The following is a 17,694-nucleotide window of genomic DNA, read 5'->3' on the forward strand; positions in this document are numbered from 1 at the left end:
TACCACTCGCCAAGTTACTCCCCCGCACCCCGGACACACCCGGGTTATGTGCGGTCCAACAGGATTGAGCAGAACAGCCGGTACTGCGTCAGGCGAACAGCGCCAGCTGCGGATCGGGCTCCCGCGGGCGGTCGTCCGGCCCCCGCCGGGGTGGTACGTCCGCCGGCCGGTCGCGGTTCAACCCGTGCCGCGCCAGCAGCGGCTCGACCCGGCCACGCAGCCACGCCGAATACTCCGGTGTGACGTACGCCCCACGACCGTACAGCTGCCGGTAGCGGCGCAGCAGCGCCGGGTGGTGGGTGGCCAGCCATTCCAGGAACCAGCCGCGGGTACTGCCGCGCAGATGCATGGGAAACGCCACCGCGCTGGCCGCTCCGGACGCCGCGATCTCGCCGAACAACGCGTCCAGATGCGCGCGGCCGTCCGTGAGGCAGGGAATCACCGGCGCGACCATGACGTGCACCGCGAAACCGGCCTCGGCCAGCGCGCGCACCAGATCGAGCCGGGCGCGCGGCGAGGGCGTTCCCGATTCCAGGCTGCGGTGCAGGTCCTGGTCGAGGATCGCGATGGACAGCGCGAGGCTGACCGGCACGGCCCCGGCCGCCTGCACCAGCAGCGGCAGATCGCGGCGCAGCAGCGTGCCCTTGGTGAGGATGGAGAACGGCGTACCCGATTCGGCCAGCGCGCCGATGATGCCCGGCATCAGCCGGTAGCGCCCCTCGGCGCGCTGGTAGGGGTCGGTATTGGTGCCCAGCGCCACGCCCTCGCGCCGCCACGAGCGCCGATGCACCTCGCGCCGGAGGACGGCCGCGACATTCGTCTTCACCACGATCTGGGTGTCGAAATCGCGGCCGGCGTCCAGTTCCAGATATTCGTGACTGCCGCGCGCAAAGCAGTACCGGCAGGCGTGCGAACAGCCGCGCATGGGGTTGATCGTCCAGTCGAACGGCAACCCCGAGCCCGCCGGCATCTTGTTCAGCGCGCTCTTGCACAGCACCTCGTGGAAGGTGACGCCGTCGAACTCCGGCGTCCGCACGCTGCGCACGAAACCCGCGCGCTCGAGGCCGGGGAGCGCCCCGTCATCGGCGTCGAGGGTCTGGTTCTGCCACCGCACCCCTCCAGTCGAACATCTGTTCTAACGACTGTCAAGCGATGCTGCGCGCCTCCGGCCGCAGCGGTTCGCCCTTGTAGAAGGCGACGAGGTCGCGCAGCGTCTCCTCGGTCGGGCGCGGCCGGTACCCGAGTTCGGTCCGCGCCTTGGCGCCGTCCACCACCGGCGCCGACAGCAGCGCGCCCATCGCCGCCTTCGAGATGCGGTCGCTGCCGAACAGCTTGGCCGTGGGTTCCAGCACCGGGAGCACCGCGGAGATCACCTTGGGCGGGATCGCGAAGGACGGGCCGCGCTTGCCGTTGGCGGCCGCGGCCATCCGGCTCACCTCGAGCATGGTGATCATCGCGCCGGTGAGCAGGTAGTTCTCGCCCGTCCGGCCGCGCTCGCCCGCCAGGATCAGCCCGGCCGCGACATCGCGCACATCGACCAGATCGAAGCCGCCGCCGATCATCACCGGCACCCGCCCGCGGGCGCAGTCCCACAGCGTGGTGTTGATCCGGGAGTCCGAGTGATCGACCGGTCCGTACACTCCCGTCGGGTTGCAGATCACCGCGTCCAGCCCCGCGTCGACGACCTTGCGCAGCTCGATCTCGCCCTGCCACTTGGAGCGGTCGTAGACCGGCAGGCCCGGCTCCACCGACCGCGGCGACCGCTCATCGATCCGGCCACCGCAGGTGTACTGATTGAAGGCGTGGATGGAGCTGGCATGCACCATCCGGCGCACCCCGACCGCGCGCGCCGCCTCGGCGACCACCCGCACACCCTCGGTGTTCACCCGCCAGGCGAGATCGTTGTGGTGCGCCAGCGTGATGACCGCGACCAGGTGGTACACGATCTCGGCGCCGTCGAGGGCCGAGCGCATCGAATCCTGGTCCAGCACATCGCCGTTCACCCAGGTCACCCCCGGCTCCGGGGCGCCGGTCGGCCGAACCCGATCGATCGCGGTCACCTCGTGACCGCGCGCCACCAGCTGGTGGAGCAGATTCGTGCCTAGGAAGCCGGCTGCGCCGGTGACTGCGACCTTCATGCCACGAGAATATAGAACCCGTTCTAATTTGCAACAAGTTCTAGTTTGTTCCGATTTATTCCTCTCCGGACTCGCGTCGGCTCGAAACACGTCGTGCTGGTCAGTTATATTGAGGACCGGTCGTCACCGGCCGTCGGCCGGTGGCGGGGCAGGTCACGAGCACGACGTTCACGAGAACTGATGATCATGATGATTGGGGGGCAGAGTCGATGGCCGATCTTTCGGTAGAGACCACGGCGGTCCGCGCGTTCGCCGCTACGCAGGAGGGGGTCGCGGGCCAGATCGCCGCGGCGGGCGATGTCGACGCCGTGGGCAACGTCGTCGCCATGACACCGGTCTTCGGCCTCATCGGGGCGGACTACCTCGCCATGTTCGCGGCCGCGCAGGTCCTGCACGCCAAGGACATCAACGAGCTATCGGACAAGTGTAATCACCTGGGGCAGGCCGCCTTCGGCTCGGCCGCCGTGTACGACGACACCGACTCGGCCGCGCAGACCGTGCTCGGGGCCATCGGCAATCAGATCGGGGGATGATTCGTGCGCACACTCGACTCCGGACACGACAGCGGCGTGATCGGCGCGCCCGCCGCCGCGGCGCCCCCGGCGGCCGCTCCCCCGGCGATGCCCGATCCCGCCGTGGCACCGGCGGCCCAGCCCGGGCCCATCCAGGACGTGCCGCTCGGGCAGTTGCCGGCCGATGTACCGCCGCCGGAGCCGCCCGCATTCATGCCCTCGCGCAAGGAGTTCGAGGACGGCGGCTCGCCGCTGGCCGGCACGCCGCATGCCCCCGGCCTCGGCGGCGGCCCGGCGCCCGACCAGTCCGCCATACCGCCCGCGGCCCTCGGTGATCCGGGCTCGCCGCTGCTCGGCGCCGCGCACGGCGCGATCAACAATGCCCAGGGCGCTCTGGGCGGCGACCCGCAGGGCATGCTCGCGGGCGCGCACGATGCCGTCAACGGCGCCGCGGGCGGTCTCGGCGGCGCCGCGTCGGCGGTGCAGCAGGCCGCCGCACCCGCCGTCGCCGCCGCCGCACCCGGCGCGCCCCTCCCGGCCGATCCGGTCGCGGCGCTGATGAACGGCACGGCGCTGCCCGGCCTTCCGGGTGTCGACGTACTGTTCAAGCCCTTCCAGGATCTGCTGTCCTCGTTCGGCACCGGCGTCCTCGGCGCGCTCAACCCGGCCACGCTGCTGAGCCAGTCGTCGCAGGTCATCCAGAGCGCCATGCAGGTCGGCCAGGGCGCGCTCAAGAGCGTCGACCAGGTGTGGCAGGGTCAGGCGGCCCGCAACGCCCAGACCGCGGGCCAGCAGGCGCAAACGCACGGCGACGACACCGCCCAGCGCGGATTCGACATCTCCAAGCTCACCGAGGAGGCGGCCGGTGTCGTACAGCGCGGCAACGTGCAGCTCACCGCCGTCGTCAATTCGCTTGCGGCACAGGCGACAGCACTGGCCCCGGTGATCTTCACCCCGCCCGCGCAGGCCACCCTCATCGGCATCGCCACCGAACATCTCGGCCAGGCGGTCACGATCGTCAACTCCACGCGCGGCGAACTGGCCGGCTACACCGGCCAGCTGTCCGGCGTGGTGCAGCAGATCATGGGCACCGGCGGCGGCCCGAATCCGGCCGACGTCGCCCAGTCGGTGGCACAGAACGTCGGCCAGCCGATCATGGAGCAGGCCCAGCAGCTCATCTCGGGCGGCGGTTCGGACACGATGGCCTCGAGCCTCGGCGATTCGGCCACCGGACTGGGCGGTTCGGCCGCGACGCACGCGTCGTCCTTCGGCGGCAACGGCGCGCACGCCGGTTCCGGTGGTGGCGGCGGTGCGGCCGGCGGCCTCGGCGGTCTCTCCGGCGGCGTGGGCGGCCTGGGATCGAAGCCGGGCGGGCCGGGCAGTTCGGTGCCCGGCGCCGCGGCACGGGCGGCCAATATCGCCGGTGTGCCGTTCGGACCGGGGATGCCCGGCGCGAACGGGGCGGGCATGGGCTCCGGTTTCATGGGCGCGCCCGGCGCCGCGGGCGCCAACCGCGGCAACGAGGACGAGCACGGCCGCACGGTGCAGCCGTACCAGAGCCCCACGGGCAACACCGATCTCACCGGCGCGCTGGGCGAGACGGCCCCCGAGGTCATCGGCCAGACCCACAACGACGAGATCATCAACGACTACGAGATGGACCAGCTGTAGGTCCTCGCACGCACGGCCCGGGTCTGTAGAGCCCGGGCCGTGCGTGGTTTCGGTCGCCGTTCGCCGACGGTCCACCCCCGTAGACCTAGAACATGTTTCACAATCGTCGCGCCTGCCGATGGTTGCGACGCTGCGATGAATCCCCTGACAGCCATGATCACTCCCGGCTACCATCGCGACAGCAACTGGAATTTGTTCTAATTCTGGCACCGACCGAGCCGAGAGGATGCCTCGATGCGCTTCACCTTTGCGGAGGCGATGACCGATCCCGCGTACTACATTCCGCTGGCCCAGGCCGCGGAGGCCGCCGGGTATCACGGGATGACGATCGCCGACAGCATCGCGTATCCGGCCGAATCGGATTCGACGTACCCGTACACCCCCGACGGATCGCGCGAATTCCTCGACGGCAAGCCGTTCATCGAGACGTTCGTGCTCTCGGCCGCGTTGGCCGCCGCCACGAAGACGCTGCGCTTCAACCCGTTCGTCATCAAATTGCCGATCCGGCCGCCGGTGCTCGTTGCCAAGCAGGCCGCCTCGCTGGCGTACCTCAGCGGCAACCGGTTCGCGCTCGGTGTCGGAATCAGCCCGTGGCCGGAGGATTTCGACATCATGGGCGTGCCGTTCGAGCGCCGCGGCAAGCGCATGGACGAGTGCATCGACATCGTGCGCGGGCTGTGCACCGGCGAGTACTTCGAGTATCACGGCGAGTTCTACGACATCCAGAAGATCAAGATCACCCCGGCGCCGACGGAACCCTTGCCCATCCTGGTGGGCGGGCACAGCGACGCCGCGCTGCGCCGCGCGGCCCGGTGCGACGGCTGGATGCACGCCGGCGGCGACCCCGAGGACCTCGACCGGATGCTGGCCCGGCTGCGGGAGCTACGCGCGCAGAGCGACCGGACCGGGCCGTTCGAGATCCACGTCGCCTCGATCGACGCCTACACCCCCGACGGCATCAAACGCCTCGAGGACAAGGGCGTCACCGACGTCCTCGTCGGCTTCCGCTACCACTACACGCCCGGCCCCGACACCGAATCCCTCGAGCACAAGATCGCCCACCTCCAGCGCTACGCGGACTCCGTCATCGCCAAGTGCGACTGACCCGCCCCCGCCCGACAATGCGCCCCTCTCCCCGTGGGTAGCGGGCGCGGGGTGCGTCAGCGGGGCTTGGCGAAGCCGAGGTCGACGACGGCGTCACGCTCGGCGCGCAGTTCGGCGACGCTGAGATCGATGCGCTCGCGCGAGAATTCGTCGATCGGAAGATCCGGGACGATGGCGTAGGAGCCGTCGGCGCAGGTGACGGGGAACGAGCTGATGAGACCCTCGGGGACGCCGTAGGAACCGTCCGAGGGGACCGCCATCGACACCCAGTCACCGGCGGGAGTGCCCAGCGCCCAGTCGTGGATGTGGTCGATGGCGGCGCTGGCCGCGCTCGCGGCGGACGACGCGCCGCGGGCCTCGATGATGGCGGTGCCGCGCTGCTGCACCGTCGGAATGAAATCCTCCCGCACCCATGCGGTATCGGCCACGACGTCGGCGGCCGCACGATCGCCGACGACGGCATGGGAGATATCCGGGTACTGGGTGGCGGAGTGGTTGCCCCACACCGTCATCCGCCGGATGTCGGCCGCGGGCGTCCCGGTCTTCTTCGCCAGCTGAGCGAGGGCGCGGTTGTGATCGAGCCGGGTGAGCGCGGTGAACCGCTCGGCGGGGACGTCCGGCGCGTTGCTCATGGCGATGAAGGCGTTGGTATTGGCCGGATTGCCGACGACCAGCACCTTCACGTCCTCGGCGGCGCTGGCGTTGATGGCCGCGCCCTGGTCGGTGAAGATCGGGCCGTTGGCGGCGAGCAGATCGGCGCGCTCCATTCCGGCCGTGCGGGGCCGGGCGCCCACCAGCAGCGCCACCTGCGCGCCGTCGAATCCGGCCCATGGATCGTCGCTGATATCGATCGACCGCAGGAGCGGGAACGCGCCGTCCTCGAGCTCCATCGCCACGCCCTCCAGCGCGCCGACCGCCGCCGGCACCTCGAGCAACCGCAACCGCACGGGCGTCTGCGGACCGAGCATCGCACCGGAGGCGATCCGGAACAGCAAACCGTAGGCGATCTGACCGGCGCCGCCGGTCACGGTGACGGTCACGGGCGTGCGAACGGCAAAGCTCACGACAACTCCTCTTGATCGACGGTCCTCACCCAACCCTAATGAGCCGCACAGCGACACACCGCATGCCGTGAGCAAGTAGACAGTCAACCCCGGCGATCCCCCGCGAGGGATCAGCCCAGTGCGGCTATCTCGCGGTCACTCAGCACCACCGGCTGCACCGTGTCCTTGGCGCGCACAAGTTGCACGGCGCGGTACAGCGGCCGCTCCTCGAGCCCGGCGTCGCGGGCCTCCGCCCGCAGCTGGCCGACCAGCAGAGCCGAAATCGCCAGGCCCGCAGCGAGTTCGCTCGCGGCCAGGGCGTCGGCGAGGGTGCGCAGGCCCAGGATGTGCAGTTCCCGGCCGCTGCCCGCGTCGGTGTACATGGCCAGCGGGACCACCTGGATCGATCGGTCCGCGGTGAGCCGCAGCACGATGCGGCTCAGCCGGCCCGGGTAGACCAGGACCTCCACTCCCCCGGCGGCGGCGATATCGAGCCGCCGCCGCCCGAGCAGGGTCCGGGCCTCGATGACGGTGCCCGCCAGCCACATTCGCCGTCGCTGCACCGCCATGGCGTAGATCGCGGTGGGCGCGCCGAGTACCAGCCCGGCCAGCACCGCGATCGGCCAGGCGACCACCAGCGCCAGCAGCAGCGCGGCGACCACACCGACGGCGAGGGCCGCCGCCGTCAGCCGCCGCAGCATCGGCGCGTACAGCTCGGGGGCGATGAGATCCAGGCCGACCTGTTGCGGCCCTTCGGGATTCGGGAGTTCGGTCACGCGTCCACATTCGTCCGGGTACGGGCGAACGCCCGCCGATCGGGGCGGGCGCCGTTGCCGTGACGGTACTACCGATCCACGGCCAGGGCGGCGGTGACGGCGGTGACCGCGTCATCGATCGGGATCTGCTGCTGATCACCGGTCGCCAGGTCCTTCAGGCCGATCTCGCCCTCGGCCAGGTCGCGATCGCCCAGCACCAGAGCGTATTTCGCACCCGAGCGGTCGGCGGCCTTCATCGCGCCCTTCACGCCGCGGCCGCCGTAGGCCAGGTCCACGCGGATACCCGCGGCGCGCAACTGCCCCGCCACGACCACGAGGCGGCTCTTGGCGGCATCCCCGAGCGGTACGCCGAACACGTCGACCAGCGCCGGTTCGGCCGCGGCCTTACCTTCCGCGGCCAACGCGAGGATGGTGCGGTCGACGCCGAGCCCGAACCCGATACCGGACAGCGCCTGCCCGCCCAGCAGTTCCAGCAGGCCGTCGTAGCGCCCGCCGCCGCCGATACCGGACTGCGCGCCCAGCCCGTCGTGCACGAATTCGAAGGTCGTCTTGGTGTAGTAGTCCAGGCCGCGCACCATCCGCGGGTTGACGACGTACGGCACGCCGAGCGCGTCCAGGTGCCCGAGCACCTGCTCGAAGTGCGCCTTCGACGTGTCGGACAGGTGGTCGAGCATCAGCGGGGCGTCGGCGGTCAGCTGCCGCACCTCCGGCCGCTTGTCGTCCAGTACTCGCAGCGGATTGATCTCGGCGCGCCGCTTGGTCTCCTCGTCCAGGGGGAGGCCGAGCAGGTACTGCCGCAACAGTTCCCGATACTGCGGGCGGCAGGAGTCGTCGCCGAGCGAGGTGATCTCGAGGCGGAAATCGGTGAGCCCGAGCGAGCGGTATCCGGCGTCGGCGACGGCGATCACCTCGGCGTCCAGCGCCGGATCGTCCACGCCGATCGCCTCCACGCCCACCTGCTGCAACTGCCGGTAGCGACCGGCCTGCACGTTCTCGTACCGGAAGAACGGACCGGCGTAGCAGAGCTTGACCGGCAGCGCGCCACGGTCCAGCCCGTGCTCGACCACCGCGCGGATCACCGAGGCGGTGCCCTCCGGCCGCAGCGTCATACTGCGGTCCTTGCGGTCCGGGAAGGTCCACATCTCCTTGCTGACGACATCGGTCGACTCGCCGACGCCGCGCGAGAACAACCCCGTCTCCTCGAAGATCGGCAACTCCGCATGCCCGTACCCGGCCAGCCGCGCGGCCCGCACGAGCGCGTCGCGCACGGCGACGAACTCCGCGGAGGCGGGCGGCAGGTAGTCCGGGAAACCCTTCGGGGCGGCGAAGCTGCTGGTCTTGGTCACGATGGTCCAGTCTCCCGTATGCCCCACCGAATAGTCCAACCGGTTCCGGCGAGCCTCCGCCGGAGAATCAGTCGCCTCCGCCAAGGAAGTACTCAGGAAGTAATGGCACACTCTATTGCCGAACCTGAGAAGTTCGCGGATCACCGAACCGAAGAGTTCGGGATCTGCCGAACTCGAGAAGTTCGTGGATTGCCGAACCTGAGCAGTTCGTGGCCCGTCCCGGTGTTGGGCCGACGCAGCGGAGGCCGCCCCGCGGCCGGAGCGGAGTCGGCCCAACACCGGGACCAAGGGGGCCACGAACCGCGCTGCCGAAGGCGGCGCAAAAGATACAGGAGGAACTGGGTAGTGCCGAGCAACGAACAGCGGCGAGAGGCGGCCAAACGCAAGCTGGAGCGGAGATTGGCCCGGCAGGCCGAGCGCGCGCGCAAGCGCAAGCGTCTCGCCATAGCCGGATCCGCGCTCGGCGTGGTCGTCGTGGTCGCCGCGGGCGTCGGGATCTACTACCTCACCAAGGGCGACGATCAGAACGCCGCGGCGGCCAGCCCGGACACCTCCCAGTCGGAGACCCCGCAGGCCCCGCCGCCGCCGGAGCTCAAGGCCAAGCCCGCGTCGGTCACCTGCTCCTACCGCGACGGCGGCGAGCCGGCCAAACCCGCGCAGAAGCCGGAGAAGACCGAGGTCGCCACGACCGGCAAGCAGACCGTGCGCATCGAGACCGGGCAGGGCCCCATCGACATCGCGCTCGACGCCGGCGAATCCCCGTGCACCGTCAACAGTTTCGTGAGCCTGGTGAACCAGGGCTTCTACAACGGCGCGCCGTGCCACCGGCTCAGCACCAAGGGCCTGAAGATGCTGCAGTGCGGCGATCCGAGCGGCACCGGCAAGGGCGGCCCGGGCTACGCCTTCGACAACGAGTACCCGACCGACCAGTTCGACCCGCAGGAACTCGAGGCCAATCCGACACCCGTGCAGTACAAGCGCGGCGTGGTCGCCATGGCCAACGCCGGGCCGGGCACCAACGGCAGCCAGTTCTTCCTCATCTACGGCGACTCCCAGCTGCCCCCGCAGTACACGATCTTCGGCACCGTGGGCGAGGCCGGACTGCAGACCCTCGACAAGATCGCCGCGGCCGGCGACGACGGCTCGATGGACCCGCGCCCGGGCGGCGGTAAGCCGAACCTGCCGGTCACGTTCGATTCGGTGAAGGTCGCCTGAGTCGCGCCGGAACGCGTCCGCATGTCGCACTGGCACAGGACATTCGGTTAGGGCATCCTCATACCGGAGAACCTTCGGTGCTTCGGGTACCTTGTCGGAATTGTGCGATATATGCTTTTGATGCACAACGGTAGTAAGGCTGCCCTGCGTATTCGCTGGTAACCTCGAAGAACGGAGTACGAAGCGGTGTAGTACCCGCCCTACAGGGTCCGGGTTCGCATACCGAGAAATACTCCCGGTGTCCACGTTTGCAGGCGGGGCACCGCCACGTGAACCACAGTTCGGGTGGCGTTGTCCGTGACGAAGCACCACAATCATCCATAGTGATCACTGCAGCATCGGGGAGCAGCCAATGGCCGAGGAACTCGACGACATCGGTCGCGAAACAGCGGCTTTGATGAGGCAAATGTTGCAGATTGCGACTCTGGTCGCACTGCGCACCCGGGAACGTGGCCAACGTGAGGCCGAAGCCCGCGTCAAAATGACTCAGGAGCGGGTGAAGGAAGCCCGGGAGCGCATGCTCCGGGACGCACGCGAGGCCAAAGCCAAGGACCCACGCAATGTGGAATTGACGCGAATGCTGTCCAGGCCCGTCCTGGAAAAGGGCGTCTCCCTCGAGAAGGACCGCTTCAACGCCCAAGCCACCGCCGCCCGCCACGCCGCTCGCACCGCCGCCGCCCGCACCAAGGTGCGGGAGCTGGACCGGTACGACTCGGTGGAACGCCGGCAGGCATTGGCCTCGCATCTGGCACGAGTAGGCGTCGCCCCGGAACTGGCGGCGGTTCGCATGCTCATGGAGGTCAGCCAGGCCACTCCACCGCAGGCCGCGGTGCGCAGCCGGCCCGACGAGCCGCCGCGCGTCACGCGCGCCCGCCAGCTCGAAGAGCGCGGTCGCGAACGTACCCGCAACTGAGAGAGGTCCCGCCCGGACCGGACACGTCGGCGTCTGCCCGCTGCGGGGGCAGCGCCCACATTCCGGAAACGTGTGCGGGGCTTTACTTTTGGTAAGGCCCCTTGCACAGTCGCCTGTTCAGCCCCCGCAACGCTCCCCGCTAAGCGCGGAAATCCCCCGCGGCCGGATCGATCGTCGGATCCCCGAACATGCCGTGCTGCGGCGACTTCAGCGGCAGCGGGTTGAGCATGTCCTTGTGACCGTGGCGCACACTGCAGAACTTGAACGGCCCCCGCGGGTCCAGCAGCTTACCCATGTGCGGATCGGCGTGATCGAGGAACCAGACGCTCATCCCCGTCTTCTCGTCCTGCCGCAGGTATTCCCATGCGCGCCAGAGCGCTTGGAGGCGCACCACCGCCTCCGCGTGCTTCCACCATTCCGGGCACCACACCGTATCGGTGAGATCGGTGACCTGCCGCCGGTAGACGAGGCTCAGATAGTTCTCCACGAACTCGACGACGTCCGCGTAGATCATGTCCTGTTGCTGGTCGTTCACAGCGGCCGGACCTCCTCAGGCTGCCCGTAGGTGGTGGTGGAGTCGGGGGCGGCGATATCGGTCGCCCCGCGGGACTCGATCAGATCGTCGACCGTGGTGCGTTGCCGCTGCGGATCGTGGTGCTCGATCGACCGCCTGACCTCGTCAGCGTACTCGCCCTCCCACCACGGCACGACGCGAACCAGGGTCGCGGGCGCGCCGGAGGAGAACACGACCGCGCGACCGCGCGGCAGGGTCACCAGCGCGTTCACATTGAGGGTGCGCGAGGAGCCCAGCGACTTCGAATAGCTCTTGCCGCCTTTGGATTCCGAGACCGACGCGGAGATCGAGTCGTAGTCGCCGATCGCCTCGGAGCGCGCGGTCAGGAATTTGATGTCATCGATGCCGCTGCCGAGCACCTTGACGTTGGCGGCGGCCCACAGCGCCTCCATACCGGCCTCGCCCCAGCACCGTACGCCCTGCGCCCACGACTGGAGCACGGTCATCACGACGATGCCGCGCGAGCCGAAGTGGCTGTACTGCTTGGGCAGATCCTTCCAGCGCACGATATTGGCGGCCTCGTCCAGCACGGCGATCAGCGGGATGGGCAGGCGGCCGCCGCGCGACTGCGACGCCTTGTACATCGCGCGTTCGACGACGGCCTCGGTCAGCGCGCTCACCAGCGGGCCCGCCGAACCACGACCCTCGAGCGACAGGCAGTACAGCGTGGAATTGCTGTCCAAGAATTCCAATTCGTCGAATTCGTACCGGGAATCGGCTCCGCGCGTCACCCAGGGATGCACATTCGACAATTTCAGGCAGCGGACCATCTTCTTCGCGGTACCGAAGATGCCGCTCTTGGTGCGCGCCTCCGCGTTGTACTGCTGGGCCAGGCCCGACGCGGTGAAGTTGAGTCCGTCGACGCCGTAATACCCGGCCGCGCGGCGGAGAATTTCGACCGGCTCACCGTTGTTCGGATCGGTGACCCAGTCCCACACCCGGGTGATCGGGAAGTTACTGACCGACGCGGCCAGGAACAGGCCCGCCAGCAGATCCTCGGCCTCGGGATCGAAGTAGGCGTCGCGGGTCTCGTCGGATCCGTCGTCGCCGTCGGCGAAGTGGCCCGCCAGCCGCGACGCGCGCATCTCGCACCCGTCGCGCGGGGCGTCGACCCACTTCAGCGGGTCCCAGAACCAGGTCGGGTGCTCACCGGCGACACCCTGCGGATCGAAGACGAACGTCCGGGATCCCTTGCTCTCGCGCACATCCCGGGTCGCGTCGACCACATCGCGTTTGTTCGAGGTGGCGACCACCGGGCCGACCGCCGTGAGGATGGCCGGGATCACGCGCGAGGTGGTCTTGCCCTGGCGCGGACCCCAGATGTCCAGGTGCAGATCCTCGTACGAGCCGTAGAGCGGGATGCCGTCGGCGACCGAGATGCCGATCGGGACGCCGGGCGAATCGTCGTAACCCAGGCGCACGCCGAGCTGCTCGGCCTTCGCGCGGACGCCGGCCTCGGTGAGCGAGGAGATGGCGCCGCCGTTGCCCATGTACTGGGCCTTGTCGTCGACCGGGAGTTTGCCCTTGCCCTTGTTCTTCTTCAGGCGCTTGCGCACCATCACGTACGCGATCACCGCCAGCACCACCGCGATGAGGATCACCGTGGACGCGGTCGGCCACTCGAACTTGCCCCGCGCCAGGCCCGCCACGATCGCGATCGGGTTGATCGGGATGTCCTGCTTGGTCGCGGACATGTGGTTGCCGAGATGCAGTGCGAGCCACACGGTTCCGAGCACCGCGAAACCGATGTAGATCAGATACAGGGATACGTCCGGCCCCGGATCGGCCGGATCCTTTACCTTCTTCGCCATCTCCGCCTCCTGAGGTGACCGTATTCGTGGGTGCCGCTCAACGGAATCCGTCGAGCCGCCAGCCGTCGGGCGTCCGCACCACCGTGGCGATGACCGTCGCCGACGGCAGTGTCTCGCGCCGGCCGTCCGGATAGACGACGGTCTGCTCTATTCCGATCTTGTACTGCTGCCGGTCCGGATCGCCCGCGTTGGGCGCCTTCTCACCGGATGCGAAGGTGAACGCCTCCACCGTGGCGCCGGCCTTGCCCCACTCCGCCCACCGCAGCGTGGGTCTCGGGGTCTCGGCGCCGGGCGGCGCGTCCAGGGTGCGAATCAGGCTGGGGCCCAGGAACTTCCGGGCCCGCGCCAGCGAGGCGCTCTGATCCTCGGTGGCCGGGTGCCAGGTGTAGATCTCCTTCACCGCCGCCACCGCCACCCCGTCGGGCGTGGTCGGGTCGGGCGCCGGGACCGCCTCCAGCTGCCGGACGGTGGACGTGGGTGTACCCGCGGTCTCGTCCGAGCCGCTGCCGCACGCGGCGGCCAGCATCGCGACGCCCACCACCAGCATCACCACCAGATTCCTGTGTCTCACCGTATTCATCCAGGTTATCCGCCGGGACCGGCGGATCGGCACTACCCGCCCGGATCCGGTACCGGCGTGTCCGTTTCGACGGCTCCATCGCTCCACAGCACCCTCCGCGGCCGGTTGTCGGCGGAACAGTGTCACAGCACCCTCCGTAGCCGGCTGTCGCCGGGAATCGGGGCCTTGCGGACTCCGGCGGCGTCGGCGGCCCGGATCATCGTGCTGTCGCCGACGTACACACCGACCTCCGCGGGGCCGCGCGGACCGAAACGGGAGAACACCAGATCGCCCGGTTTCGCCTTGCTCGCCGGGACCTCCGCGCCCATCTCCCACTGCTGTTCGGCGGTGCGCGGCAGGCTCACCTGCCCGGAGGAGGCCGCGAACACCGCCGCGGAGGTGAGCCCGGGTCCGTCCAGGCCGCCGCCGGTCGGGCCGGACGGGCCGCCGCCGCCCCACACGTACGGTGTGCCGATCCACTGTTCGGCGGCCGCGACGATCCCGGTGCCGGAGCCGGTGCCCTCGGGCTGATACCGGCCCATCGAGCCGGGGGCCCGGTACTGCGCCTCCATCGCGAGGATATTGGTCACGTAGGGCTGGGTTTCGGAGTAGTGCGCGGCCACCTGGTTGGGCATGCCGCCCGACGCCAGCACCGCGCCCTCGCCCGCGTTGTAGGCGGCCAACGACAGCGGGACGACGTCGCCGTGCACCTTCCCCTCCCCGATCCACCGCTCCACCTGATGGGCGATCGAGCACATGTAGCGGCCCTGCGCGATGATCGCGTCGCCGTCGTCCCACAGGCTCGCCGAACCGTTGTTGTCCGCGTCCAGCAGATAGGGCTGGCCGTCGTCGGGGTCGGTGGCGCGCGCGGTGCTGGGCAGGAACTGCGCCAGGCCCTGCGCTCCGGCCGGCGAGGTGAGGCCGCGCTGGAATCCGGACTCCTGGCGGCCCTGGGCGGCCAGGATCGACGGGGTGATCTCGGGGCACAGCGATCCCGCGCGGCGGTACCAGATCTCGAGTTCCGGCGGCACCTTCCCCTCGGCGAGCGCACCGCCCGCCGTACCGAAGCCGCGCAGGCAGCGCGGGTTGTTCGAATACGGCCACGCCCCACCGCCGTTCGGCGTCGGCGCGCCGTCCAGCCACGGCAGCGGATCGATCTGGTGGCCGCCGGCGAAGCGCCCGCCCGGCACGATCTCGAAATGCAGGTGGGGGCCGGAGGATTCGCCCGCGGAGCCGACCGCGCCGATGACGTCGCCGGCCTTCACCGTCTGCCCGACGCGCACCCGCACGCCGCTGTCCCACTCGTGCCCGTACACCGCCGAGAACGGACGGCCGTTGACATCGATGGAGTCGACCACGATCCAGTTCCCGAAGCCCGACGCCGGGCCCGCGGCCACGACCACGCCGTCGGCCACCGAGGAGATCGGCGTGCCGTCCGCGGCGGCCAGGTCCACGCCGAGATGCTGTCCGCCGCGGGCGCCGAAGGTGTCCGAGACCTGGAACGACCCGCCCGGCAGCGGCCAGACCCGGCGGATCGGGGCCATTCCCGCCGCCAGCGACGGCGCGCCGCTCGCGCCCGACTTCGTCACGGCCGCAGGCGCATTCGTCACCCCGGGCGTCTCCGGCCGCGCCGACGAGGGCCGCGCCGTACCGGAAGGCGTCACCGATCCCGACGCGCCCATGGCCCGCGGATCACCGCCCAGCGGCGGCGCGGACGACGAGGGCACGGTCGCGGTATCGCATTCGTCCTCCGAAGCGGGCACCACGATCACCAGCAACAGCGCGAGCAACGCCACCACGCTGCCCAGCACACCCCAGATCAACGTCTTCCCGTTCACCACACCCCCGCAACCCACACCGTTCCGCCACGCCCCCACACCCGAGTTCGCGCAACGCCGGGCGCGGGACGACGGGGCGCGCGGTCGATTACCGCACCCCTTGCACACTCACGCACCCCGTCCAGCGCACTGGAAGGGGTGCGGAAACGTGCATGGGGTGCGGGATTCACAGCACGGCTCATGTGATGCGCTTGGCCTCGTTGAGGGTTTCGACCAGGGTGCGGTTCATTTCGGCGGCGGCGGCCAGCTGCTGTTGCAGCAGGGCGACCTTGCGGCGCAGGGCGGTGGCGTCCATGCGCTCCAGACCGGGGCCCTCGGCGGCCGCGCGGACCCAGTTGCGCACCGAGTTGGTGTGCACCCCGATCTGCTCGGCCACCACCCGGCACGCCTCGGACTCGCTGCGTAGCTTGCCCGTCAAGGCGATCACCTGCTGGACCGCGGCCTGCCGCACCTCCGGTGACACTCTTCGATAGGACCTGTGCGGCATCATTCGATGAACCTCCCGATGCTCGGCAGACGACTGAACGAATAGTGGTGCGGCACAACCCGTTCGCGCGACAGCCCGGCGACGGCGCCGGGCCTCACGCGGCGCTCCCCTCGTCCCCGGACGGCCCGGTGGACTCGGTGAACTCGCTGAACCGCTGATTGGTCTCGTGGATTCCGCTCTCCCGCTCCGAGACCGTGAACTCCATGTGGAACGGAATGCCGGGGCGGCGATCCTCACCGATCTTGAGCAGGAATTTGCCGGTGCCGGGGGCCGGGGGCCGGGCCTGTCCCGGTTTGAGGGCCTCGCCCGTGAGCGCCTGCGGCGCCGACCATCCCGTGACCATCTCCTCCTCGGCGGAAGTGAACGGGATGGTCGAATCGAGCCGCTTGATCTCCTCGGGCGGCAGCGCGCCGAAGATCTTGGCACGCGCGCGTTCGAGGAAACCGAGCGCCTTCGCGATGGCGGCCTCCGACCCGAGCGACTGGAGGTCCTTGATGGTGTGGCTGATCATGATCAGCGACGTGGCCAGGCCGCGCTGCAGACGGGTCAGCTCGTCGACGCGGTCGACCATGAAGTCGCCGAGGCCGAGGACCTGCCACAGCTCGTCCATCACGACCTGGAAGTAGCGTTGCGGGCCGAGTTTGGCGTCGGCGAGCGTGTGCGCGGCCTCGACGGAGGCGAATCCGTCGGCCCAGCACGCCAGCATCACGGCGGCCTTGAGTTTCTTGTCGCCCTGGGGGATGTGCGAGACGTCGATGCACACCGCCACCGCGGACGTGTCGATCGGCGTGCTGGTCTGGCCGTTGAACACCGCGCCGAACGGGCCCTGGGTGAGCGCGCGCAGCGAACGGCGCAGGCCCTTGGTGGCCTCGTGGTACTCCTCGGCGGTCTCGGCGCCGGCGTCGAGCATCAGCTCCTGGCCGCCCTCGCTGATCACATTGGCCAGGTCCTCCATGATCGGCGGGCTGTCCGGCGTGTAACCGCTGCCCTCGCGATACAGGATGCGCAGCGCGGTGGAGATCAGCGTCTCCTCGTAATCGCGCACGCGGGCGCCGCGGACCAGTTCGACCAGACCGGCGATCAGGGTGACCTGCCGGGCCCGCAACTCCTGGGTCACCTGCAGTTGCAGCGCGGGCATCTCGTCCAGCAGCGGCACGATCTGGCCGAGGACGCCGCCCGCGAGCGGGTTGAGCACGCCGTGGCCGTAGCCGAGGTCGATGACCTGACCGCCGACCATCTCCACCATCTTGCGGTAGTCGGGCTTGACATCGGCGAGGATCAGCGGCGTGATGTTCTGCGCGACGCCGCCGAGCACGATGCGGCGCACGAGCGAGGATTTGCCGAAACCGTTGAGCCCCAGCACGAACAGGCTGGGCGCGGTGATGAAGCTGCCGCGCATGAACCAGTTCATGGGGTCGAAGCAGACGGGTGCGCCGGTGTGCAGGTGGGAGCCGAGCGGGGTGCCGATCAGCGGGGCGCCCGCGCCCACCGACCAGGGCCACAGCCCCGCCACCTGGGCGGTGGTGGCGCGATATTCCACGGGGCGGCCGACGACGCTCATCCGCCCGCCGCCGGGTCCGGCGTAGCCGCGATCGGTCAGCGGCGAGGTGAAGCGGTCGAACCCGTCCTCCACGACCGCCTCGTAGCGGGCCGCGGCGTTGACCCGGCGCAGATCGTCGGTGCGGATGCGGAAGGCCGCCCAGGCCG

At 69.8% G+C, this 17,694-nt stretch carries 16 protein-coding genes; 5 read left to right on the forward strand and 11 right to left on the reverse strand.

The window, feature by feature from the left end; all coding sequences use genetic code 11:
• Positions 1-88: 88 nt before the first annotated feature.
• Positions 89-1,114, reverse strand: coding sequence for an Rv2578c family radical SAM protein (locus ON41_RS18260; RefSeq protein WP_040748806.1), 1,026 nt, complete (start codon positions 1,112-1,114; stop codon positions 89-91).
• A 31-nt stretch (positions 1,115-1,145) separates the two neighbouring features.
• Positions 1,146-2,138 (reverse strand): NAD-dependent epimerase/dehydratase family protein, encoded by a 993-nt coding sequence (locus ON41_RS18265; protein WP_040748807.1) that lies wholly within the window; start codon positions 2,136-2,138, stop codon positions 1,146-1,148.
• A gap of 209 nt (positions 2,139-2,347) precedes the next feature.
• Between ON41_RS18265 and ON41_RS18270 the strand changes: the two genes are divergently transcribed.
• The 3 genes from ON41_RS18270 (at position 2,348) to ON41_RS18280 (ending at position 5,425) form a co-directional block, all read left to right on the forward strand.
• Positions 2,348-2,671 (forward strand): type VII secretion target, encoded by a 324-nt coding sequence (locus ON41_RS18270; protein WP_040748808.1) that lies wholly within the window; start codon positions 2,348-2,350, stop codon positions 2,669-2,671.
• A 3-nt stretch (positions 2,672-2,674) separates the two neighbouring features.
• Positions 2,675-4,321 carry a hypothetical protein gene (locus tag ON41_RS41640; protein ID WP_040748809.1) on the forward strand — a complete coding sequence of 549 codons (1,647 nt, stop codon included), beginning with the start codon at positions 2,675-2,677 and terminating at the stop codon, positions 4,319-4,321.
• Positions 4,322-4,555: 234 nt separating this feature from the next.
• Complete coding sequence (locus ON41_RS18280) at positions 4,556-5,425, forward strand: TIGR03619 family F420-dependent LLM class oxidoreductase (RefSeq protein ID WP_040748810.1); 870 nt, start codon at positions 4,556-4,558, stop codon at positions 5,423-5,425.
• A gap of 56 nt (positions 5,426-5,481) precedes the next feature.
• Here ON41_RS18280 and ON41_RS18285 read toward each other — a convergent pair whose 3' ends face one another.
• From ON41_RS18285 to hisS, 3 genes are all read right to left on the reverse strand, one after another.
• On the reverse strand, positions 5,482-6,489 hold the full coding sequence (locus ON41_RS18285; RefSeq protein ID WP_040748811.1) for a malate dehydrogenase: 1,008 nt from the start codon (positions 6,487-6,489) through the stop codon (positions 5,482-5,484).
• A gap of 110 nt (positions 6,490-6,599) precedes the next feature.
• A complete protein-coding gene (locus ON41_RS18290) occupies positions 6,600-7,244 on the reverse strand; it encodes a hypothetical protein (protein ID WP_083905435.1) in 645 nt (214 codons plus the stop codon).
• 68 nt (positions 7,245-7,312) lie between these two features.
• Complete coding sequence (gene hisS / locus ON41_RS18295) at positions 7,313-8,590, reverse strand: histidine--tRNA ligase (RefSeq protein ID WP_040748812.1); 1,278 nt, start codon at positions 8,588-8,590, stop codon at positions 7,313-7,315.
• Between the two features lie 345 nt (positions 8,591-8,935).
• Here hisS and ON41_RS18300 point away from each other — a divergent pair, with 345 nt between their 5' ends.
• Together ON41_RS18300 and ON41_RS18305 are read left to right on the forward strand one after the other, a co-directional pair.
• Positions 8,936-9,805, forward strand: a complete 870-nt coding sequence (locus ON41_RS18300; RefSeq protein WP_040748813.1) for a peptidylprolyl isomerase — start codon at positions 8,936-8,938, stop codon at positions 9,803-9,805.
• A 352-nt stretch (positions 9,806-10,157) separates the two neighbouring features.
• The gene (locus ON41_RS18305; protein WP_040748814.1) at positions 10,158-10,718 is read left to right on the forward strand and encodes a hypothetical protein; all 561 of its coding nucleotides are present in this window, start codon (positions 10,158-10,160) and stop codon (positions 10,716-10,718) included.
• 139 nt (positions 10,719-10,857) lie between these two features.
• Here the strand turns inward: ON41_RS18305 and ON41_RS18310 are convergent, their stop codons facing one another.
• The 6 genes from ON41_RS18310 to ON41_RS18335 all read right to left on the reverse strand — a co-directional run.
• Complete coding sequence (locus ON41_RS18310; protein WP_246829552.1) at positions 10,858-11,253, reverse strand: DUF4913 domain-containing protein; 396 nt, start codon at positions 11,251-11,253, stop codon at positions 10,858-10,860.
• On the reverse strand, positions 11,250-13,103 hold the full coding sequence (locus ON41_RS18315) for a type IV secretory system conjugative DNA transfer family protein (protein ID WP_040748815.1): 1,854 nt from the start codon (positions 13,101-13,103) through the stop codon (positions 11,250-11,252). Before ON41_RS18315 ends, ON41_RS18310 begins: the two co-directional genes overlap by 4 nt.
• Positions 13,104-13,140: 37 nt before the next feature.
• Complete coding sequence (locus ON41_RS18320; protein WP_051161793.1) at positions 13,141-13,683, reverse strand: hypothetical protein; 543 nt, start codon at positions 13,681-13,683, stop codon at positions 13,141-13,143.
• Between the two features lie 122 nt (positions 13,684-13,805).
• Positions 13,806-15,500, reverse strand: a complete 1,695-nt coding sequence (locus ON41_RS18325; protein WP_040748904.1) for a M23 family metallopeptidase — start codon at positions 15,498-15,500, stop codon at positions 13,806-13,808.
• A gap of 178 nt (positions 15,501-15,678) precedes the next feature.
• Positions 15,679-15,963 (reverse strand): transposase, encoded by a 285-nt coding sequence (locus tag ON41_RS18330; RefSeq protein WP_246829553.1) that lies wholly within the window; start codon positions 15,961-15,963, stop codon positions 15,679-15,681.
• A 118-nt stretch (positions 15,964-16,081) separates the two neighbouring features.
• Positions 16,082-17,694 (reverse strand): putative type IV secretion/conjugal transfer ATPase (locus ON41_RS18335; protein WP_040748817.1); only part of this gene is annotated, 1,613 nt, incomplete at its 5' end.

Source organism: Nocardia transvalensis NBRC 15921 (assembly GCF_000308875.1).
In the GTDB taxonomy this organism is placed as follows: Bacteria; Actinomycetota; Actinomycetes; order Mycobacteriales; family Mycobacteriaceae; genus Nocardia; species Nocardia transvalensis.

Bases quoted from the DNA above. Each gene is read 5' to 3' on its own strand.
- ON41_RS18320 (WP_051161793.1), bottom strand. From the start codon at position 13,683: ATGAATACGGTGAGACACAGGAATCTGGTGGTGATGCTGGTGGTGGGC.
- ON41_RS18270 (WP_040748808.1), top strand. From the start codon at position 2,348: ATGGCCGATCTTTCGGTAGAGACCACGGCGGTCCGCGCGTTCGCCGCT.
- ON41_RS18280 (WP_040748810.1), top strand. From the start codon at position 4,556: ATGCGCTTCACCTTTGCGGAGGCGATGACCGATCCCGCGTACTACATT.
- ON41_RS18265 (WP_040748807.1), bottom strand. From the start codon at position 2,138: ATGAAGGTCGCAGTCACCGGCGCAGCCGGCTTCCTAGGCACGAATCTG.
- ON41_RS18305 (WP_040748814.1), top strand. From the start codon at position 10,158: ATGGCCGAGGAACTCGACGACATCGGTCGCGAAACAGCGGCTTTGATG.
- ON41_RS18315 (WP_040748815.1), bottom strand. From the start codon at position 13,103: ATGGCGAAGAAGGTAAAGGATCCGGCCGATCCGGGGCCGGACGTATCC.